Source organism: Streptomyces sp. AHU1 (assembly GCF_045343905.1).
GTDB classification, from domain to species: Bacteria; Actinomycetota; Actinomycetes; order Streptomycetales; family Streptomycetaceae; genus Streptomyces; species Streptomyces triticiradicis.
This window is the reverse complement of the sequence record NZ_CP174283.1, coordinates 4361263-4376642: the sequence shown is the minus strand read 5'-3', so window position 1 is coordinate 4376642 and position 15380 is coordinate 4361263. Positions and strand designations below refer to the sequence as shown.

The 15380-nt window shown below is 70.1% G+C and carries 16 protein-coding genes and 2 tRNA genes; 10 read left to right on the top strand and 8 right to left on the bottom strand.

The window, feature by feature from the left end; all coding sequences use genetic code 11:
- Positions 1 to 9 precede the first annotated feature (9 nt).
- The 5 genes from ACICHK_RS19530 to ACICHK_RS19510 all read right to left on the bottom strand — a co-directional run bounded on the left by ACICHK_RS19530 (position 10) and on the right by ACICHK_RS19510 (position 2703).
- Positions 10 to 813 (bottom strand): ABC transporter permease, encoded by an 804-nt coding sequence (locus tag ACICHK_RS19530; protein ID WP_406837920.1) that lies wholly within the window; start codon positions 811 to 813, stop codon positions 10 to 12.
- Positions 810 to 1826 (bottom strand): ABC transporter ATP-binding protein, encoded by a 1017-nt coding sequence (locus ACICHK_RS19525; RefSeq protein WP_406837919.1) that lies wholly within the window; start codon positions 1824 to 1826, stop codon positions 810 to 812. The genes ACICHK_RS19530 and ACICHK_RS19525 overlap by 4 nt, the downstream gene beginning before the upstream one ends.
- 174 nt (positions 1827 to 2000) lie before the next feature.
- Positions 2001 to 2073: transfer RNA gene (locus ACICHK_RS19520), tRNA-Gly, on the bottom strand.
- Between the two features lie 79 nt (positions 2074 to 2152).
- Positions 2153 to 2224 (bottom strand) — tRNA-Gly (locus ACICHK_RS19515).
- Positions 2225 to 2385: 161 nt separating this feature from the next.
- Positions 2386 to 2703, bottom strand: coding sequence for an Lsr2 family protein (locus ACICHK_RS19510; protein WP_151474116.1), 318 nt, complete (start codon positions 2701 to 2703; stop codon positions 2386 to 2388).
- Between the two features lie 361 nt (positions 2704 to 3064).
- Here ACICHK_RS19510 and purS point away from each other — a divergent pair, with 361 nt between their 5' ends.
- From purS to purL, 3 genes are read left to right on the top strand one after another with little or no spacing between them, the layout of a single operon-like run.
- Positions 3065 to 3328, top strand: a complete 264-nt coding sequence (gene purS / locus ACICHK_RS19505; RefSeq protein ID WP_005482678.1) for a phosphoribosylformylglycinamidine synthase subunit PurS — start codon at positions 3065 to 3067, stop codon at positions 3326 to 3328.
- The gene (purQ, locus tag ACICHK_RS19500) at positions 3325 to 4005 is read left to right on the top strand and encodes a phosphoribosylformylglycinamidine synthase subunit PurQ (RefSeq protein WP_406837918.1); all 681 of its coding nucleotides are present in this window, start codon (positions 3325 to 3327) and stop codon (positions 4003 to 4005) included. Before purS ends, purQ begins: the two co-directional genes overlap by 4 nt.
- Entirely contained in the window at positions 4002 to 6260 is a 2259-nt protein-coding gene (gene purL, locus ACICHK_RS19495; RefSeq protein ID WP_151474115.1) for a phosphoribosylformylglycinamidine synthase subunit PurL, read from the top strand. Before purQ ends, purL begins: the two co-directional genes overlap by 4 nt.
- A 76-nt stretch (positions 6261 to 6336) precedes the next feature.
- Here the strand turns inward: purL and ACICHK_RS19490 are convergent, their stop codons facing one another.
- Positions 6337 to 6645, bottom strand: coding sequence for a hypothetical protein (locus ACICHK_RS19490; protein ID WP_406837917.1), 309 nt, complete (start codon positions 6643 to 6645; stop codon positions 6337 to 6339).
- Positions 6646 to 6654: 9 nt separating this feature from the next.
- Between ACICHK_RS19490 and ACICHK_RS19485 the strand changes: the two genes are divergently transcribed.
- The 5 genes from ACICHK_RS19485 to purM all read left to right on the top strand — a co-directional run bounded on the left by ACICHK_RS19485 (position 6655) and on the right by purM (position 11293).
- The gene (locus ACICHK_RS19485) at positions 6655 to 6921 is read left to right on the top strand and encodes a hypothetical protein (RefSeq protein WP_406837916.1); all 267 of its coding nucleotides are present in this window, start codon (positions 6655 to 6657) and stop codon (positions 6919 to 6921) included.
- A 9-nt stretch (positions 6922 to 6930) separates the two neighbouring features.
- Positions 6931 to 7725, top strand: a complete 795-nt coding sequence (locus ACICHK_RS19480; RefSeq protein WP_151474112.1) for a maleylpyruvate isomerase family mycothiol-dependent enzyme — start codon at positions 6931 to 6933, stop codon at positions 7723 to 7725.
- Between the two features lie 46 nt (positions 7726 to 7771).
- Positions 7772 to 8563 (top strand): META domain-containing protein, encoded by a 792-nt coding sequence (locus tag ACICHK_RS19475; protein WP_406837915.1) that lies wholly within the window; start codon positions 7772 to 7774, stop codon positions 8561 to 8563.
- A gap of 61 nt (positions 8564 to 8624) precedes the next feature.
- Positions 8625 to 10151: an amidophosphoribosyltransferase gene (gene purF / locus ACICHK_RS19470; protein ID WP_151474110.1), complete on the top strand. Its 1527-nt coding sequence runs from the start codon at positions 8625 to 8627 to the stop codon at positions 10149 to 10151.
- Positions 10152 to 10192: 41 nt separating this feature from the next.
- On the top strand, positions 10193 to 11293 hold the full coding sequence (purM, locus tag ACICHK_RS19465; RefSeq protein WP_406837914.1) for a phosphoribosylformylglycinamidine cyclo-ligase: 1101 nt from the start codon (positions 10193 to 10195) through the stop codon (positions 11291 to 11293).
- 199 nt (positions 11294 to 11492) lie between these two features.
- Here the strand turns inward: purM and ACICHK_RS19460 are convergent, their stop codons facing one another.
- Together ACICHK_RS19460 and ACICHK_RS19455 are read right to left on the bottom strand one after the other, a co-directional pair.
- The gene (locus ACICHK_RS19460) at positions 11493 to 11747 is read right to left on the bottom strand and encodes a DUF3073 domain-containing protein (RefSeq protein ID WP_037615441.1); all 255 of its coding nucleotides are present in this window, start codon (positions 11745 to 11747) and stop codon (positions 11493 to 11495) included.
- A 301-nt stretch (positions 11748 to 12048) separates the two neighbouring features.
- Complete coding sequence (locus ACICHK_RS19455) at positions 12049 to 13143, bottom strand: Leu/Phe/Val dehydrogenase (RefSeq protein ID WP_406837913.1); 1095 nt, start codon at positions 13141 to 13143, stop codon at positions 12049 to 12051.
- A 222-nt stretch (positions 13144 to 13365) separates the two neighbouring features.
- Between ACICHK_RS19455 and ACICHK_RS19450 the strand changes: the two genes are divergently transcribed.
- Both ACICHK_RS19450 and bldC read left to right on the top strand, forming a co-directional pair.
- Positions 13366 to 14214 (top strand): hypothetical protein, encoded by an 849-nt coding sequence (locus ACICHK_RS19450; protein WP_406837912.1) that lies wholly within the window; start codon positions 13366 to 13368, stop codon positions 14212 to 14214.
- 623 nt (positions 14215 to 14837) lie between these two features.
- On the top strand, positions 14838 to 15044 hold the full coding sequence (gene bldC / locus ACICHK_RS19445; protein WP_003949541.1) for a developmental transcriptional regulator BldC: 207 nt from the start codon (positions 14838 to 14840) through the stop codon (positions 15042 to 15044).
- Positions 15045 to 15380 lie beyond the last annotated feature (336 nt).

Sequence of the window (15380 nt, the reverse complement as noted above, 5' to 3'; positions counted from 1 at the left end):
TGTCCGTGGTCACCGCCGCGGTTCCCAGCGGAACCACCGGCGTACAGCAAACACCGCGATCACGGTCCAGGCCACCGCCGTGACGAGGGCGCCGACGGTGTCGTGGGCGGAGAGGTGTCCGCTCCAGCCGCCGCGGACCAGGGTGATCACCGGGGTGAGCGGCAGCAGTTCGCAGAACGGGGCCGCGCCGTGGGGCAGCAGCTCCAGGGGGACGAAGGTTCCCGAGCCGACCAGGGACACCAGGGTCAGGGGCGCGGCCGCGACCTGGGCGCCCTCCACGCTCCTGCTGAGGCTCGCGGTGACGGCCGCGAGCGCGGGCCAGGTGACGAACGCGCACAGCAGCCCCAGCAGGACGAGTCCGGGCCGCTCGGGCATCCCGACGCCGAGGGTCACCCGGTAGGCCACGGTCAGGATCAGGCACTGGGCGAGACCGATCGCCACCGAGGGCAGCGCGGCACCCGCGAGGATCTCCACGTCCCGAAGCTCCCCGGTGCGCAGCCGCTTGAGGACGAGTTCCTCCCGGCGCGCCGCGTACACGCTCACCAGCGAGCCGTAGACGGCGAAGAGGAGCGCGAAGCCGATGGAGGAGGGCAGCAGGACCGAGCCGACCGTGAGTCCGGTGCCCTTCAGGTTCATCGAGGTGACGGCCGAGCGGAGCGAGAACGGCATGATCAGTGGCACGAACACCGCCGCGGCGAGGGTGGCCCGGGTGCGGCCCAGCAGCGTCAGTTCGGCGCGTGCGAGCGCTCTCGTCCGGCCGGCCGCCGTGGTCCGGGCCGGGTCCGCTCCCGTGGTGACCGCTGTTCCGCTCATGCCGCCGCTCCCCTCTTGCGGGCCTTCCGCGGGTCCGTGGCCGGTTCCGTCGTCCTCGCCCGGCCCCCGTCGTGTGCCGCCGCCTCCCGCGAGATCCGCAGGAACGCCTCCTCCAGGGAGGCCTGGCGCACGTCGAGCCCCCGCAGTTCGACGCGTGCCCGCTCGGCCCACACCAGCAGGGCGGTGGCCGTCCGCTGCAGTTCGCCGGTGCGCAGCCTGATCGTCCGGCCCACCGTCTCGTGGCCGCTCACGCCGAGCCCCGGCAGCGGGGGCAGATCGCCGGGGAGGTAGCCGTCGGGCAGTTCGAAGGAGACGTGCGACGGCTGGGAGGCGGTCACCTCGGCCGGGGTGCCGACGGCCGCGACACGTCCTTCGTGGAGGATCGCCAGCCGGTCGGCCAGCGCCTCCGCCTCCTCCAGGTAGTGGGTGGTCAGCAGGACCGTGGTCCCGCCGTCGCGCAGCTCGCGGACCAACTCCCAGGTGCCGCGGCGGCCTTCGACGTCGAGTCCGGTCGTGGGCTCGTCGAGGAAGAGGACCTCGGGGTCGCCGAGGAGCGCGAGCGCCAGGTCCAGGCGCCGCTTCTCGCCGCCGGACAACTGCTTCACGCGGACGTCGGAGCGGTGCGCGAGGCCGATCCGGTCCAGGACCTGTCCGGCGGGCCGGGACCCGCTGGTGCACCCCGCCCACATCCGCGCGGTCTCCGCGACGGTCAGCTCGGACGGGAAGCCGCCCTCCTGGAGCATCACGCCGACGCGCGGCCGTACGGCGGCCCGGTCCGCGTACGGATCGTGCCCGAGGACCCGCACGCGCCCGCCGGCCGGGGGAGCCAGACCCTCGATCAGTTCGACGGTGGACGTCTTGCCCGCGCCGTTGGTGCCGAGGAGAGCGAAGACCTCACCGCGGCCCACGGAGAAGGTGACTCCGCGCACCGCCTCGAAATCTCTTCCGTCGCCCCCGTACACACGGCGCAGACCGGTGACCTCGATCACGTCGTCGTGCTCGTTCGTGTTCATGGGACCAGCGTCGGCGCGGACGGGTTCCGGCAGCAGTGCGCGGTGTCATCACTCGGCATGACAAATGTCAGACGGCCTCGGCTTCCCGACACGAGAACAGCGGGGTGCACGGGTACATGGGACACGGAGACATGAGAAAGGCCCCGGTCTGCTGACCGGGGCCTTTCTCCACTGAGCGGACGACGAGGCTCGAACTCGCGACCTCAACCTTGGCAAGGTTGCGCTCTACCAACTGAGCTACGTCCGCATTGCCTCCGACCGGCCTTCACCGATCGGCGCGAGCACCACCCTACCTGATCCACAAGAGTGGTCGGTAAGAAGTGCAGAGCGGGTGACAGGAATTGCACACTGCGCCTTCCCCCTGGAAGGGGGATGTTCTGCTACTGAACTACACCCGCACGACCTTCGGGTTCCGGCTTTTTCGGCCTGGCCCCTCGGCGTGTTCCAGACTCTAGCTGATCGGGCGGGGGTCAGCGCAAGTCGGTTCCTCGGGGGCCGGCGGAGGACTCCGGCGGGCGCCCCGGCGGGGCGCCCGGCTCGGTCCGGACCGGGCGCCGGCTCAGTGCGCCTCGGCGAACGCCTCGTAGACCTTCTTGGGGATCCGGCCGCGCGGCGGCACGTCCATCTTGTTGGAGCGGGCCCAGGCGCGGACCGCGGCCGGGTCGGGCGTCAGCGCGGTGTGCGTGTACGCCTTCCCGGACTTCGACCGCTTGCGACCGGCCTCGACGTACGGCTCCAGGGCCTTACGCAGTTCCTCGGCATTGGCTGGATTGAGGTCGATCTCGTACGACTTGCCGTCGAGTCCGAAGGCGATCGTCTCCGCCGCTTCCGAGCCGTCGATGTCGTCAAAGAGAGTGACCACGACACGCTGCGCCACGAATATCGGTCCCTTCGTGCGACACCTTCGCGATCAACGGTCATGACGTGCGCTGACGTCAGGGAGTTGTCGGGGAGATGTCGACTGTCCGGCTGTTATCGAGCAAAGTATCGGCTATTGCCAATTCATTTGTACAGGGCCCGGCATTGCATTGTGAAGCCCGACTAAATCCTTCCGCGTGTCCGACGGCAATGGGGCCCTGCCGTTCTTCTGCGGTTTTTCCCAGGATTTTCCGTGCATGCCCCCGTGCCGATGCGGAATCGTGATCGGGGTCACGTACGATTCTACGAATCTACGCGAGTAGAAATTTCGTGCGGGTAGTCTGAAGGGACCTGCTCAGCACCACACACCGGGAGTGCCAGTGGCACGCGTCGTAGTCGACGTCATGCTCAAGCCGGAGATCCTCGACCCCCAGGGCCAGGCGGTGCAGCGTGCACTGCCGCGCCTCGGTTTCGAAGGTGTCTCCGACGTCCGTCAGGGAAAGCGATTCGAACTGGAAGTGGACGGACCGGTGGACGACGCCGCGCTCGCCCGCATCCACGAACTGGCGGAATCCTTCCTCGCCAACACCGTGATCGAGGACTTCACCGTCAAGGTCGAGGAAGTCGCGGAGGCCGGAAAGTGACCGCTCGTATTGGAGTCGTCACCTTTCCGGGCAGCCTCGACGACCGCGACACGCAGCGCGCGATCAGGCTGGCGGGCGCCGAACCCGTCGCCCTCTGGCACAAGGACAAGAACCTCCACCAGGTCGACGCGGTCGTCCTGCCCGGCGGTTTCTCCTATGGCGACTATCTGCGCGCCGGTGCCATCTCGCGCTTCTCGCCGGTGATGGAGACCGTCATCGAGCAGGCGAAGTCCGGAATGCCGGTCCTCGGCATCTGCAACGGCTTCCAGGTCCTCACCGAGGCGCACCTGCTCCCGGGCGGGATGCTCGGCAACGACCACCTCCACTTCATCTGCCGCGACCAGAAGCTGCGGGTGGAGAACGCGGACACCGCCTGGACCGCCGACTACACGGCCGGCCAGGAGATCCACATCCCGCTGAAGAACATGGACGGGCGGTACGTCGCCGACGAGCGCACGCTCGACATGCTGGAGGCCGAGGGCCGGGTCGCGTTCCGTTACGTCGACTTCAACCCCAACGGTTCGCTGCGCGACATCGCCGGCATCACCAACGAGGCCGGCAACGTCGTGGGCCTCATGCCGCACCCCGAGCACGCCGTCGAGCCGCTGATCGGTACCGGCCGCACCGACGGCCTCCCCTTCTTCACCTCGATCCTCAAGAAGCTGGTCAACGCATGAGCCGCACGCCTCTGGACACGGTCGAGCACGCGGCCGCGACCCCCGACGTCGAGCTGCCCTGGGCCGAACTGGGCCTGAAGAAGGACGAGTACGAGCGGGTCGTCGAGATCCTCGGCCGCCGGCCCACCGGTGCCGAGCTCGCCATGTACTCCGTCATGTGGTCCGAGCACTGCTCCTACAAGTCCTCGAAGGTCCACCTCCGCCAGTTCGGCGAGAAGGCCCCGCAGTCCGACGCGATGCTCGTCGGCATCGGCGAGAACGCCGGTGTCGTCGACGTCGGCCAGGGCTACGCGGTCACCTTCAAGGTCGAGTCGCACAACCACCCGTCGTACGTCGAGCCCTACCAGGGCGCGGCCACCGGCGTCGGCGGCATCGTGCGCGACATCATCGCGATGGGCGCCCGCCCGGTCGCGGTCGTCGACCCGCTGCGCTTCGGCGCGGCCGACCACCCCGACACCAAGCGCGTCCTGCCGGGCGTCGTCGCGGGCATCGGCGGCTACGGCAACTGCCTGGGCCTGCCGAACATCGGCGGCGAGGTCGTCTTCGACGCCTGCTACCAGGGCAACCCGCTGGTCAACGCCGGTGCCATCGGCGTCATGCGGCACGAGGACATCCACCTGGCGAAGGCCTCGGGCACGGGCAACAAGGTCATCCTGTACGGGGCCCGCACGGGCGGCGACGGCATCGGCGGCGCCTCCATCCTCGCCTCCGAGACCTTCGACGACGCCAAGCCGTCGAAGCGCCCGGCCGTCCAGGTCGGCGACCCCTTCCAGGAGAAGCTCCTCATCGAGTGCACCCTGGAGGCCTTCGCCGAGAAGCTGGTCGTCGGCATCCAGGACCTCGGCGCGGCCGGTCTGTCCTGCGCCACCTCGGAGCTCGCCTCCAACGGCTCCGGCGGCATGCGGGTCACCCTGGACGACGTACCGCTGCGCGACTCCACGCTCTCGCCCGAGGAGATCCTCATGAGCGAGTCGCAGGAACGCATGTGCGCGGTCGTGGAGCCGGAGAAGGTCGACCGGTTCCTGGAGATCTGCGACAAGTGGGACGTCATCGCCACCGTCATCGGTGAGGTCACCGACGGCGACCGGCTGGAGATCTTCTGGCACGGCGGCAAGATCGTCGACGTCGACCCGCGCACGGTCGCGCACGACGGCCCGGTCTACGAGCGCCCCTACGCCCGCCCCGAGTGGCAGGACGCGCTCCAGGCCGACGACGCCGGCAAGCTGCCCCGCCCGGAGACCGGCGACGAGCTGAAGGACCAGGTCCTGAAGCTGGTCTCCTCCCCGAACCAGGCCTCCAAGTCCTGGATCACCTCCCAGTACGACCACTTCGTGCAGGGCAACACGGTGCTGGCGCAGCCCGAGGACTCGGGCATGATCCGCATCGACGAGGAGAGCGGGCTCGGTGTCGCCATCGCGACCGACGGCAACGGCCGCTACGCCAAGCTCGACCCGTACACGGGCGCGCAGCTCGCCCTCGCCGAGGCCTACCGCAACGTCGCGACGACCGGTGCCAAGCCGCTCGCCGTGTCCGACTGCCTGAACTTCGGCTCGCCCGAGGACCCGGCCGTCATGTGGCAGTTCGCCGAGGCGATCCGCGGTCTGGCCGACGCCTGCCAGCAGCTCGGCACCCCGGTGACCGGCGGCAACGTCTCGCTCTACAACCAGACCGGCGAGGTGGCCATCCACCCGACCCCGGTCGTGGCCGTGCTGGGCGTCATCGACGACGTCGCCCGCCGCACCCCGGTCGCCTTCCAGGAAGAGGGCCAGCTCCTCTACCTGCTCGGTGACACCGGCGAGGAGTTCGGCGGTTCGGCCTGGTCCCAAGTCGTCCACGACCACCTGGGCGGCCTGCCGCCGAAGGTCGACCTGGAGCGCGAGCGGCTGCTCGCCGAGATCCTCATCTCGGCGTCCCGCGACGGCATGATCGACTCCGCGCACGACCTGTCCGACGGCGGTCTGGTCCAGGCCGTGGTCGAGTCGGCGCTGCTCGGCGGCAAGGGCGCGCGGCTGGTCGTGCCCGACGGGCTCGACGCGTTCACCTTCCTGTTCTCGGAGTCGGCGGGCCGCGCGGTCGTCGCCGTCCCGCGTTCGGAGGAGCTGCGCTTCAACGACATGTGCGGTGCCCGGGGGCTGCCCGTCACCCGCATCGGTGTCGTCGACGGTGACGCGGTGGAGGTCCAGGGCGAGTTCGCGCTCCCGCTGGACGAGCTGCGCACGGCCCACGAGGGGACGATCCCGGCGCTGCTGGCGTAACCCGCCCGCCCCGACCGGCTCCGCGAAGGCCCCGCCCGTTCCGACGGGCGGGGCCTTCGCCGTGTGCGCGGTGCCGTCACGCCGGGACCGGCTCGTTCTCCCGGGGCGGGGCCGAGGGGTCCTTCGCCCCGCCGGGCCCCGGCAGCCGCAGCGCGAGCAGCGCGGCGAGGGCCATCAGCGCCGCACCTCCCCAGAACACGGCCTGGGTCGCGTCGACGAAGGCCCGGACGCCCTCGGCACGGGACGCCCCGGTCAGCCGGGCGAGGGCGGTGATGTCGCCGCCGGGGCCGTGGGCGGCGTACAGGCGGGCCAGGACGCTGCCGAAGACGGCGGTGCCCAGCGCGTTGCCGAGGGTCTGGAAGAACCGGACGGCCGTGGTGGCCACGCCGAGCTGGTGGCGCGGGGCGGAGCCCTGGCCGCGCAGAAGGGCACCCGGGACCTGGCCGCCGCCCTCGCGGAGGAGACCGGCGACCCGATGCTCGCCACGATCGCCGCCGCCATGCTGAGCGCCGCCCGCAACACCCTCATCGAGGAGCACCACCGCCGGGCCGCCGCCGGGGAGAGCCTGGACGCCGTCGCGGCCGACGCGCCCCGGCTCGCCGAACGGGCCTTCGCCCTGGTGGAGAACGGACTGGCGGACTACGGCCGCAGACCTGACTAGGCTCGCCCCATGACCCCGGCCCGGAAACGCGCGCGCTCCTACGACTCCGCCAGGACCAGGGCGGCGGTGATCGCGCAGTTCGAGAACGTACGGGACGGCGTGCGCACCCTGACCGAGGAGCAGCTGGCGCGGCCCTCGGGCCTGGGGGACTGGAGCGTGCGGGAGCTGGCCGCGCACATCACGATGGCCGTCGGCTCCGTGAGCCGTCATCTCGACCTGCCCGCGCCCGCCGCGAAGGAACTCGCGCTGCTGGACTGGCCGTCCGGGACGGCCTCCCGCGCCGGGACCATCGCCGACGGCACGCGCGCGCTCGCCGAGGAACACCCCGACCTCGACGCGCTCTACACCGACTCCGCCGCCCGGATCGCCGGGCACCTGGCCACCGCCCCCGACGACCGGCTGCTCGGCGTGCCCGCCGGGGCGATGACCCTCGCCGACTTCCTCGTCACCCGGACCGTCGAACTCGTCGTCCACACCGACGACCTGAACCGCGCCGCCGGGACCGGCATCCCCTTCGACCGCCAGGCCCTCGCCGCCTGCACCCGGCTGCTCGCCGACGCGCTCGCCGTGAAGGCGCCCGGCGCCTCGACCGAGGTCCGGATCCCGCCGTACGCCGTCGTGCAGTGCGTGGAAGGGCCCCGGCACACCCGCGGCACCCCGCCGAACGTCGTCGAGACGGACCCGCTGACCTGGATCCGGCTCGCGACGGGACGTGTCGCGTGGAAGGCGGCGCTGGACGAGGCGAAGGTCAGCGCGAGCGGCGAGCGCGCCGACCTCGGCGGCCTGCTCCCCCTGATGGGGTAGCCGTCCCGGAGGGGAACCCGTCGCCCGTCCCTCCCGTCCCATCGGCATGGACAAGCAGCGAACGACCCTCGGTGTCCTGACCCTGCTGCCCCTCGCCGCTGCGTGCGGCACCCAGACGGCGGGGAACGGTCCCGCCCGGACGGAGACGGCGCCGCTGACCGGCGTGCACTGGACGGTCGACAGCCTCACCGCGGACGGGAGGACCGCGCGGGCGCCCTCGGGGGCCTATCTGCGGATCGGCGCCGACGGACGCGTCAGCGGCAACCTCGGCTGCAACGGGTTCGGCTCGAAGGCCGCCCTCACGGGTGACCGCGTCGAGTTCGGCGAGATCCGGACGACGGACATGGCCTGCGAGAAGGGCCCGATGGGCTTCGAGCGGAGTCTGGGCCGCGCCCTCGCGGACAAGGGCGCCTTCACGGCGAGGACCGACGGCTCCGGGCTGACGCTCACCGCCGCGGACGGCGACCGGATCAGCCTCACCCGGGAGAAGGACGCGCCCCTGCTGGGGACGAAATGGACGGTCACGGCGCTGGGCGACGAAAACGTCTCCCAGCCGCTCCCGAAGGGGACGGACGCGTACTTCGTCCTGCGCGAGGACGGCACCTTCGAGAGCCGGCTCGGCTGCAACCACGCGTCCGGCCGGGCCACCGTGAGCGACGGACACATCACCCTCGGCCGAGCCAGGACCACCCGCATGATGTGCCAAGACTCACTCATGAGGACCGAGAAGACGCTGCTGGGCCTCTTCGACAGCAAGGTCGCCTACCGACTGGATCATCGTGGGATCGCGCTGACCAGCGAGAACGGGACTGTCGTCGGCGCGGTGGCCGACGAGTGATCCACTTGGCGCCCGTATCCCCAATTCGGACCAGTGGTCGATCTCGCCTACACTCGGTGCCGTGCCACGTGGTGACGGTCGACTCAGTCATGATCTGCTCCCCGGTGAGAAAGGCCCCCAGGACGCTTGCGGCGTCTTCGGTGTCTGGGCTCCCGGCGAAGAGGTCGCCAAACTCACTTACTTCGGGCTCTACGCCCTCCAGCATCGGGGCCAGGAATCCGCGGGAATCGCGGTCAGCAACGGCTCCCAGATCCTCGTCTTCAAGGACATGGGCCTCGTGTCCCAGGTCTTCGACGAGACCTCGCTCGGTTCGCTCCAGGGTCATATCGCGGTCGGTCACGCCCGCTATTCGACCACCGGCGCCTCCGTGTGGGAGAACGCCCAGCCGACGTTCCGTGCCACCGCGCACGGCTCCATCGCGCTCGGCCACAACGGCAACCTCGTCAACACGGCGCAGCTCGCCGAGATGGTCGCCGACCTGCCCAAGCAGGAAGGCCGCACCACGCGCGTGGCGGCCACCAACGACACCGACCTGCTCACCGCGCTCCTCGCGGCCCAGGTCGACGAGGACGGCAAGCCGCTGACCATAGAGGAGGCCGCGTACGAGGTCCTCCCCCAGGTCAAGGGCGCCTTCTCGCTCGTCTTCATGAACGAGCACACCCTCTACGCGGCCCGCGACCCGCAGGGCATCCGCCCGCTGGTCCTCGGCCGCCTGGAGCGTGGCTGGGTGGTGGCCTCCGAGTCCGCGGCCCTCGACATCTGCGGCGCGAGCTTCGTGCGCGAGATCGAGCCGGGCGAGTTCGTCGCCATCGACGAGAACGGTCTGCGGACCTCGCGGTTCGCGGAAGCGAAGCCCAAGGGCTGTGTCTTCGAGTACGTCTACCTGGCCCGTCCCGACACGGACATCGCCGGCCGGAACGTGTACCTCTCGCGCGTCGAGATGGGCCGCAGGCTCGCCAAGGAAGCCCCGGTCGAGGCCGACCTGGTGATAGCGACCCCGGAGTCCGGCACGCCCGCCGCGATCGGTTACGCGGAGGCCTCCGGCATTCCGTTCGGCGCCGGCCTGGTCAAGAACGCGTACGTCGGCCGGACCTTCATCCAGCCGTCGCAGACGATCCGCCAGCTCGGCATCCGCCTGAAGCTGAACCCGCTCAAGGAAGTCATCAAGGGCAAGCGCCTGGTCGTCGTCGACGACTCGATCGTGCGCGGCAACACCCAGCGCGCCCTGGTCCGGATGCTCCGCGAGGCGGGCGCGGCCGAGGTCCACATCCGGATCTCCTCCCCGCCCGTGAAGTGGCCCTGCTTCTTCGGCATCGACTTCGCGACCCGCGCCGAGCTGATCGCGAACGGCATGACGATCGAGGAGATCGGCACCTCGCTCGGCGCCGACTCGCTCTCGTACATCTCCCTGGACGGGATGATCGAGGCCACGACGATCGACAAGCCGAACCTGTGCCGCGCCTGCTTCGACGGCGAGTACCCGATGGAGCTTCCGGATCCCGAACTGCTCGGCAAGCAGCTCCTGGAGACCGAGCTGGCCGCGGGTCCCGCAGCCACGGCCGCGGCTGACGCCATCCGTCGCCCGTAGCTCCGCAGAGCCCCGTTTCACCAACCGAAAGATCCCAGGCAATGTCTGCTGTATCTGATCAGTCGACTTCGGCGACGGGCACTGCTCCCGGCGCCTCCTACGCGGCTGCCGGAGTCGACATCGAGGCGGGCGACCGCGCGGTGGAGCTGATGAAGGAGTGGGTGAAGAAGACGCAGCGCCCCGAGGTCCTCGGCGGCCTCGGCGGTTTCGCCGGCCTCTTCGACGCCTCCGCCCTCAAGCGCTTCGAGCGTCCGCTGCTCGCCTCCGCCACCGACGGTGTGGGCACCAAGGTCGACATCGCCCGCCAGCTGGGCGTGTACGACACCATCGGGCACGACCTCGTCGCGATGGTCATGGACGACATCGTGGTGTGCGGCGCGGAGCCGCTCTTCATGACCGACTACATCTGCGTGGGCAAGGTCCACCCGGAGCGGGTCGCGGCCATCGTGAAGGGCATCGCCGAGGGCTGTGTCCTCGCGGGCTGCGCCCTGGTGGGCGGCGAGACGGCGGAACACCCCGGTCTGCTCGGCCCGGACGACTTCGACGTGGCGGGCGCCGGTACGGGCGCGGTCGAGGCCGACCAGCTGCTCGGCCCGGATCGCATCCGTACGGGTGACGCGGTGATCGCCATGGCGGCCTCGGGCCTTCACTCGAACGGGTACTCGCTCGTCCGGCACGTCCTCTTCGACCGGGCGAACCTGCGCCTGGACCAGCACGTCGAGGAGTTCGGCCGCACGCTCGGCGAGGAGCTCCTGGAGCCCACCAAGATCTACTCGCTGGACTGCCTGACGCTGACGAAGAGCACCGAGGTGCACGCCTTCAGCCACATCACCGGCGGCGGCCTCGCGGCCAACCTGGCCCGTGTCATCCCGGACGGTCTGCACGCCGTGGTCGACCGCGGGACCTGGACCCCGGCCCCGGTCTTCGACCTGGTCGGCAGGACCGGCGGTGTCGAGCGCCTGGAGCTGGAGAAGACGCTGAACATGGGCGTCGGCATGATGGCGATCGTGCCCGAGGAGTCCGCGGAGGTCGCCCTCGCCGTCCTCGCGGACCGGGGAGTGGACGCCTGGATCGCCGGTGAGATCACCGAGCGCGGAGACCACACGACGGGCGCCGCGCTCGTCGGCGACTACGCGAGCTGAGACGAGGAACGGGGGCCGAGGCCGGCGGTCACGTCGGCCGAAGCCCCGGAGCAGCACGAAACCCGGTCCGGCGTTGAGGCCCCGGACCGGGTGAGGTGCAGTCGCTACGAGAAATCCGCCAGGCGGGATCTACCAGATACCCACGCCAAGAGATCCGCTACGAGAAGAGATCGCGGAAACTGCGAGGGACGCTGTTGCGTCAAGCGCCGCGACGTTGCGACTGGGGACCGGACTGGTCGTCCTCGTCCTCGTCGTCGTCGTTGTAGAGATCCGCGTACTGTGCGTACGGGTCGTCTTCCTCGTCGTCGTCCTCGAACGGCTCGCCATTCGGCGGCTGACTCGAAGTCGAAGCGCCCAGCTCATTGGCCAGACGCGAGAGGTCAGTCCCGCCGCTGCTGTACTTCAGCTGGCGGGCGACCTTCGTCTGCTTGGCCTTTGCCCGGCCGCGCCCCATGGCTCGACCCCCTCGGATACGGGGCTCGACGGCCCCAGAGTCTTGACACGCGTTCATGATCTGGAACGGACTCTCCGTGGAGAGACCGGTCCGTAGGGCTTCCACGGTACCTGAGCCCGCGCCCATACGGTACGTCGCCCGCAGCACGCGCCTTCGCCCAGCCCCCGCGAGGTGCCCTGTCCTCGCTGGTCAACCGCGATTTTAACCTCTTCTGGGGCTACGACCCGCCGACGGACGTGAGAGTTCTCTCCCAGTCGCCCGCCGACGGGTCCCTGACAAGGGCCTACGCCCCCCGGAGGGGTCAGCGGCCCCGCGCCTCCGCCATCCGCTGCTCGGCGATCCGGTCGGCCGCCGCGGCCGGCGGGATCCCGTCCTGCTTCGCACGTGCGAATATGGCCAGTGTGGTGTCGAAGATCTTCGTGGCCTTCGCCTTGCACCGGTCGAAGTCGAAGCCGTGGAGCTCGTCGGCGACCTGGATGACCCCGCCCGCGTTCACGACGTAGTCGGGGGCGTAGAGGATCCCGCGGTCCGCGAGGTCCTTCTCCACGCCCGGGTGCGCCAGCTGGTTGTTGGCCGCGCCGCACACGATCCGGGCCGTGAGCACCGGCACCGTCTCGTCGTTGAGCGCGCCGCCCAGCGCGCAGGGCGCGTAGATGTCGAGGCCCTCGGTGCGGATGAGCGCCTCGGTGTCCGCGACGGCCGTGACGCCCTCCGGGTGCCGGTCCAGGATCCGCTGCACGGACTCGGCCCGCACGTCCGTGATCACGACCTCGGCGCCGTCCTCGCGCAGGTGGTCGACCAGGTGGTGGCCCACCTTGCCGACACCGGAGACGCCGACCTTGCGGCCGCGCAGCGTCGGGTCGCCCCACAGGTGCTGGGCAGAGGCCCGCATGCCCTGGAAGACGCCGAAGGCGGTCAGGACGGAGGAGTCGCCCGCGCCGCCGTTCTCCGGGGAGCGTCCGGTCGTCCACCGGCACTCGCGCGCCACGACGTCCATGTCGGCGACGTAGGTGCCGACGTCGCACGCGGTCACGTACCGGCCGCCGAGCGAGGCGACGAACCGGCCGTAGGCGAGGAGCAGCTCCTCGGACTTGATCTGCTCGGGGTCGCCGATGATGACGGCCTTGCCGCCGCCGTGGTCGAGCCCGGCCAGGGCGTTCTTGTACGACATCCCGCGCGCGAGGTTGAGGGCGTCGGCGACGGCCTCCTGCTCGCTCGCGTACGGGTAGAAGCGCGTGCCGCCGAGGGCGGGGCCCAGAGCGGTGGAGTGGAGCGCGATGACGGCCTTCAGGCCGCTGGCGCGGTCCTGGCAGAGCACGACTTGCTCATGACCCCCCTGATCCGAGTGGAACAGGGTGTGCAGTACATCAGCAGGCGCGCCGGTTACTTCGGTCACTGTGGTGACTCCCAGGTAAAAAGCGGCGGTTGGGTCCGGGGCCCGTGCGGATGGCGGACTCCGTGGGAATGAGATTAGAGCCTGAGCCGACCCGCCCCCGGCGCAGTGTTCAGGATCACCTACGAGCGGGGTATGACCGTGGTTCGATTTGCATAGATTTCTGTTCGTGTCCTGATCGGTTCTCGCTGGTTTTCCCGGTGGTCGACGGGGGAGGGAGCAGGCGTGCCCAAGGTGTCCGCGGTGATCGTCCCGTACACGTCGTACTTGCGGGTGTACGAGCCACTGGCCGCGTTCCCCGAGTCCGAGCGCGACCACTGGACGCGCTACGCCCGGCGCGCCGAGCGCCCCTCGTACCAGGACGAACTGCGCCGCTCGCTGGCCGATCTGCTGCCCACCCCGCCGGTCCCCGTGCCGGTGCACGAGAGCGGCGACGCGTTCGTCGCCGAGGTCGACGGGGTGGTGTGCGTCTGTCCCTGGCGCACCCGGCTGCGCGGCTGGCAGGCCCTGGGCGAACTGGGCGAGGAGCTCCCCGCGTCCGTCCTGGACGCGGTGCTGCCGCCGTTGGTGCGCCGTCAGGCCGCGCTCGACTACGAGCGCTGGCTGGTGCGCAACCCCGACGCCCGCCCCTGGATCCGCACCTCGACCTGGCAGGTCCCGCTGAGCTGGTTCGTGCTCGTCGGTGACGAGGAGCGGGAGTACGAGAAGGGGACGGGCCCGGCCGGGGCGCCGCCGCTGCTGCGCTACCGGACGCCGATGGTGCAGGCGCGGCGGCGCACGGCACGGGCCCTGCGCGCGCTCAGGGACGCACTGGAGGAAGGGCCGCTCATCGAGGGCCTGGTGGACGTGGGGCGCTGGCTGGAGGAGTTCCATCCGCGCTCGCTGGTCGAGCTGGACTACGGCGGGCTCGTGCACACGCTGCCGACCGGTGACCTGGAGGGCGACCACTCCGCCGCGGACGTCGCCGAGGGCATCGAGGCGCTGCGCACCGGGGACGGGGCGGCGGCGGGTGAGGCGTACGGCCGGCTGGTGGAGCGCTGGCGGTCCGTCAGGGACCGGCGTTCGTCGAACTGAGGCGCGGCGCGGACGGTCCCGGACGGGCGGTGCCTGAACGGTCCGCGCGCGGGAGCCGTACGAGGGCGGGAAGGCGGTCCGGGCCGCCCGGCCTGGTGTGATCTGCTTCTCACAGGTTCGGGTCGAACTCGCGTATGGTCCTCGGACGCTGAAGAACCCTCACGTCCAGGACGTAGGCCCTGATACGGGCTTATACGTCAACGGGTGCCAAGCGTGATGGACGGCACTTACCCGGCTCTTGCATCGCTTCCCCCTCCTCGTGTCAAAATAGGACAAGGAGCCCGGGGGAGGGCTCCCTCCGCCCGCTTTTAGGGGGGAATCTCGGCATTGCACGCTTTTAGGGCGTCTGGTGACTCCTGATCGTCCTGTGACTGATCGTCACAGTGGCGTGACTGTCCGCTATGGCATGGTCCATCGGCTTCCGTCGCTGATGAACACCTGGGAGGGCAATTCCATCGGTTTGGCCGACGCGGCTGGACGGATGGTGTAGTTGTAGTGCCGAGGACAAGCCGTTCGTCCTATAACCGACTCGACTCGCGTCCGCCATTTCGGGCAACGCGGGTCAAGGTGCAGAATTTAGAGGAAAGAACCGAGAAGGTTCGGTTCTCCCGAGGAGGCCGCTCATGACCGCTCGCACCCCTGATGCCGAGCCGCTGCTGACCCCGGCTGAGGTCGCCACGATGTTCCGCGTAGACCCCAAGACGGTCACGCGGTGGGCGAAGGCCGGCAAGCTCACGTCCATCCGCACGCTCGGAGGGCACCGCCGTTACCGCGAGGCTGAGGTCCGCGCACTGCTCGCGGGCATCCCGCAGCAGCGCAGCGAAGCCTGAACCATCGCATAACCGGACAAGCCGACGGATCCCCCAACCCGTCGAGGCGTCCACACCACAGCTCCAAGCGACGCGGGTTCTGCCCCAACAGAGCTCACGCCCAAGCGTTTTTGCCACATGAACAGGGTGCGTCGTAGATCGCGCTGGACTCCGCCGGGTCCAGCGCGATTTTTTTTGTGCGTTCCGCGGGCTCCGACGGCGGGTCCCTGAGCGGCCTTGTCGGAGTCTGGGGGTGGGTGTCGGATCGGCCGCGGGTGCCGCCGGAGGGGAGTGCAATTGCACATATTAAATTGACTGGTTGTATGAGGGGGGTAAGTTCCACGTTTCTGAAAACAT

Coding starts and splice junctions, on each gene's coding strand:
- ACICHK_RS19475 (WP_406837915.1), top strand. CDS start 7,772: ATGGACAAGCAGCGAACGACCCTCGGTGTCCTGACCCTGCTGCCCCTC.
- purL (WP_151474115.1), top strand. CDS start 4,002: ATGAGCCGCACGCCTCTGGACACGGTCGAGCACGCGGCCGCGACCCCC.
- purM (WP_406837914.1), top strand. CDS start 10,193: ATGTCTGCTGTATCTGATCAGTCGACTTCGGCGACGGGCACTGCTCCC.
- ACICHK_RS19460 (WP_037615441.1), bottom strand. CDS start 11,747: ATGGGGCGCGGCCGGGCAAAGGCCAAGCAGACGAAGGTCGCCCGCCAG.
- ACICHK_RS19530 (WP_406837920.1), bottom strand. CDS start 813: ATGAGCGGAACAGCGGTCACCACGGGAGCGGACCCGGCCCGGACCACG.
- ACICHK_RS19525 (WP_406837919.1), bottom strand. CDS start 1,826: ATGAACACGAACGAGCACGACGACGTGATCGAGGTCACCGGTCTGCGC.
- bldC (WP_003949541.1), top strand. CDS start 14,838: ATGACCGCTCGCACCCCTGATGCCGAGCCGCTGCTGACCCCGGCTGAG.
- ACICHK_RS19480 (WP_151474112.1), top strand. CDS start 6,931: ATGACCCCGGCCCGGAAACGCGCGCGCTCCTACGACTCCGCCAGGACC.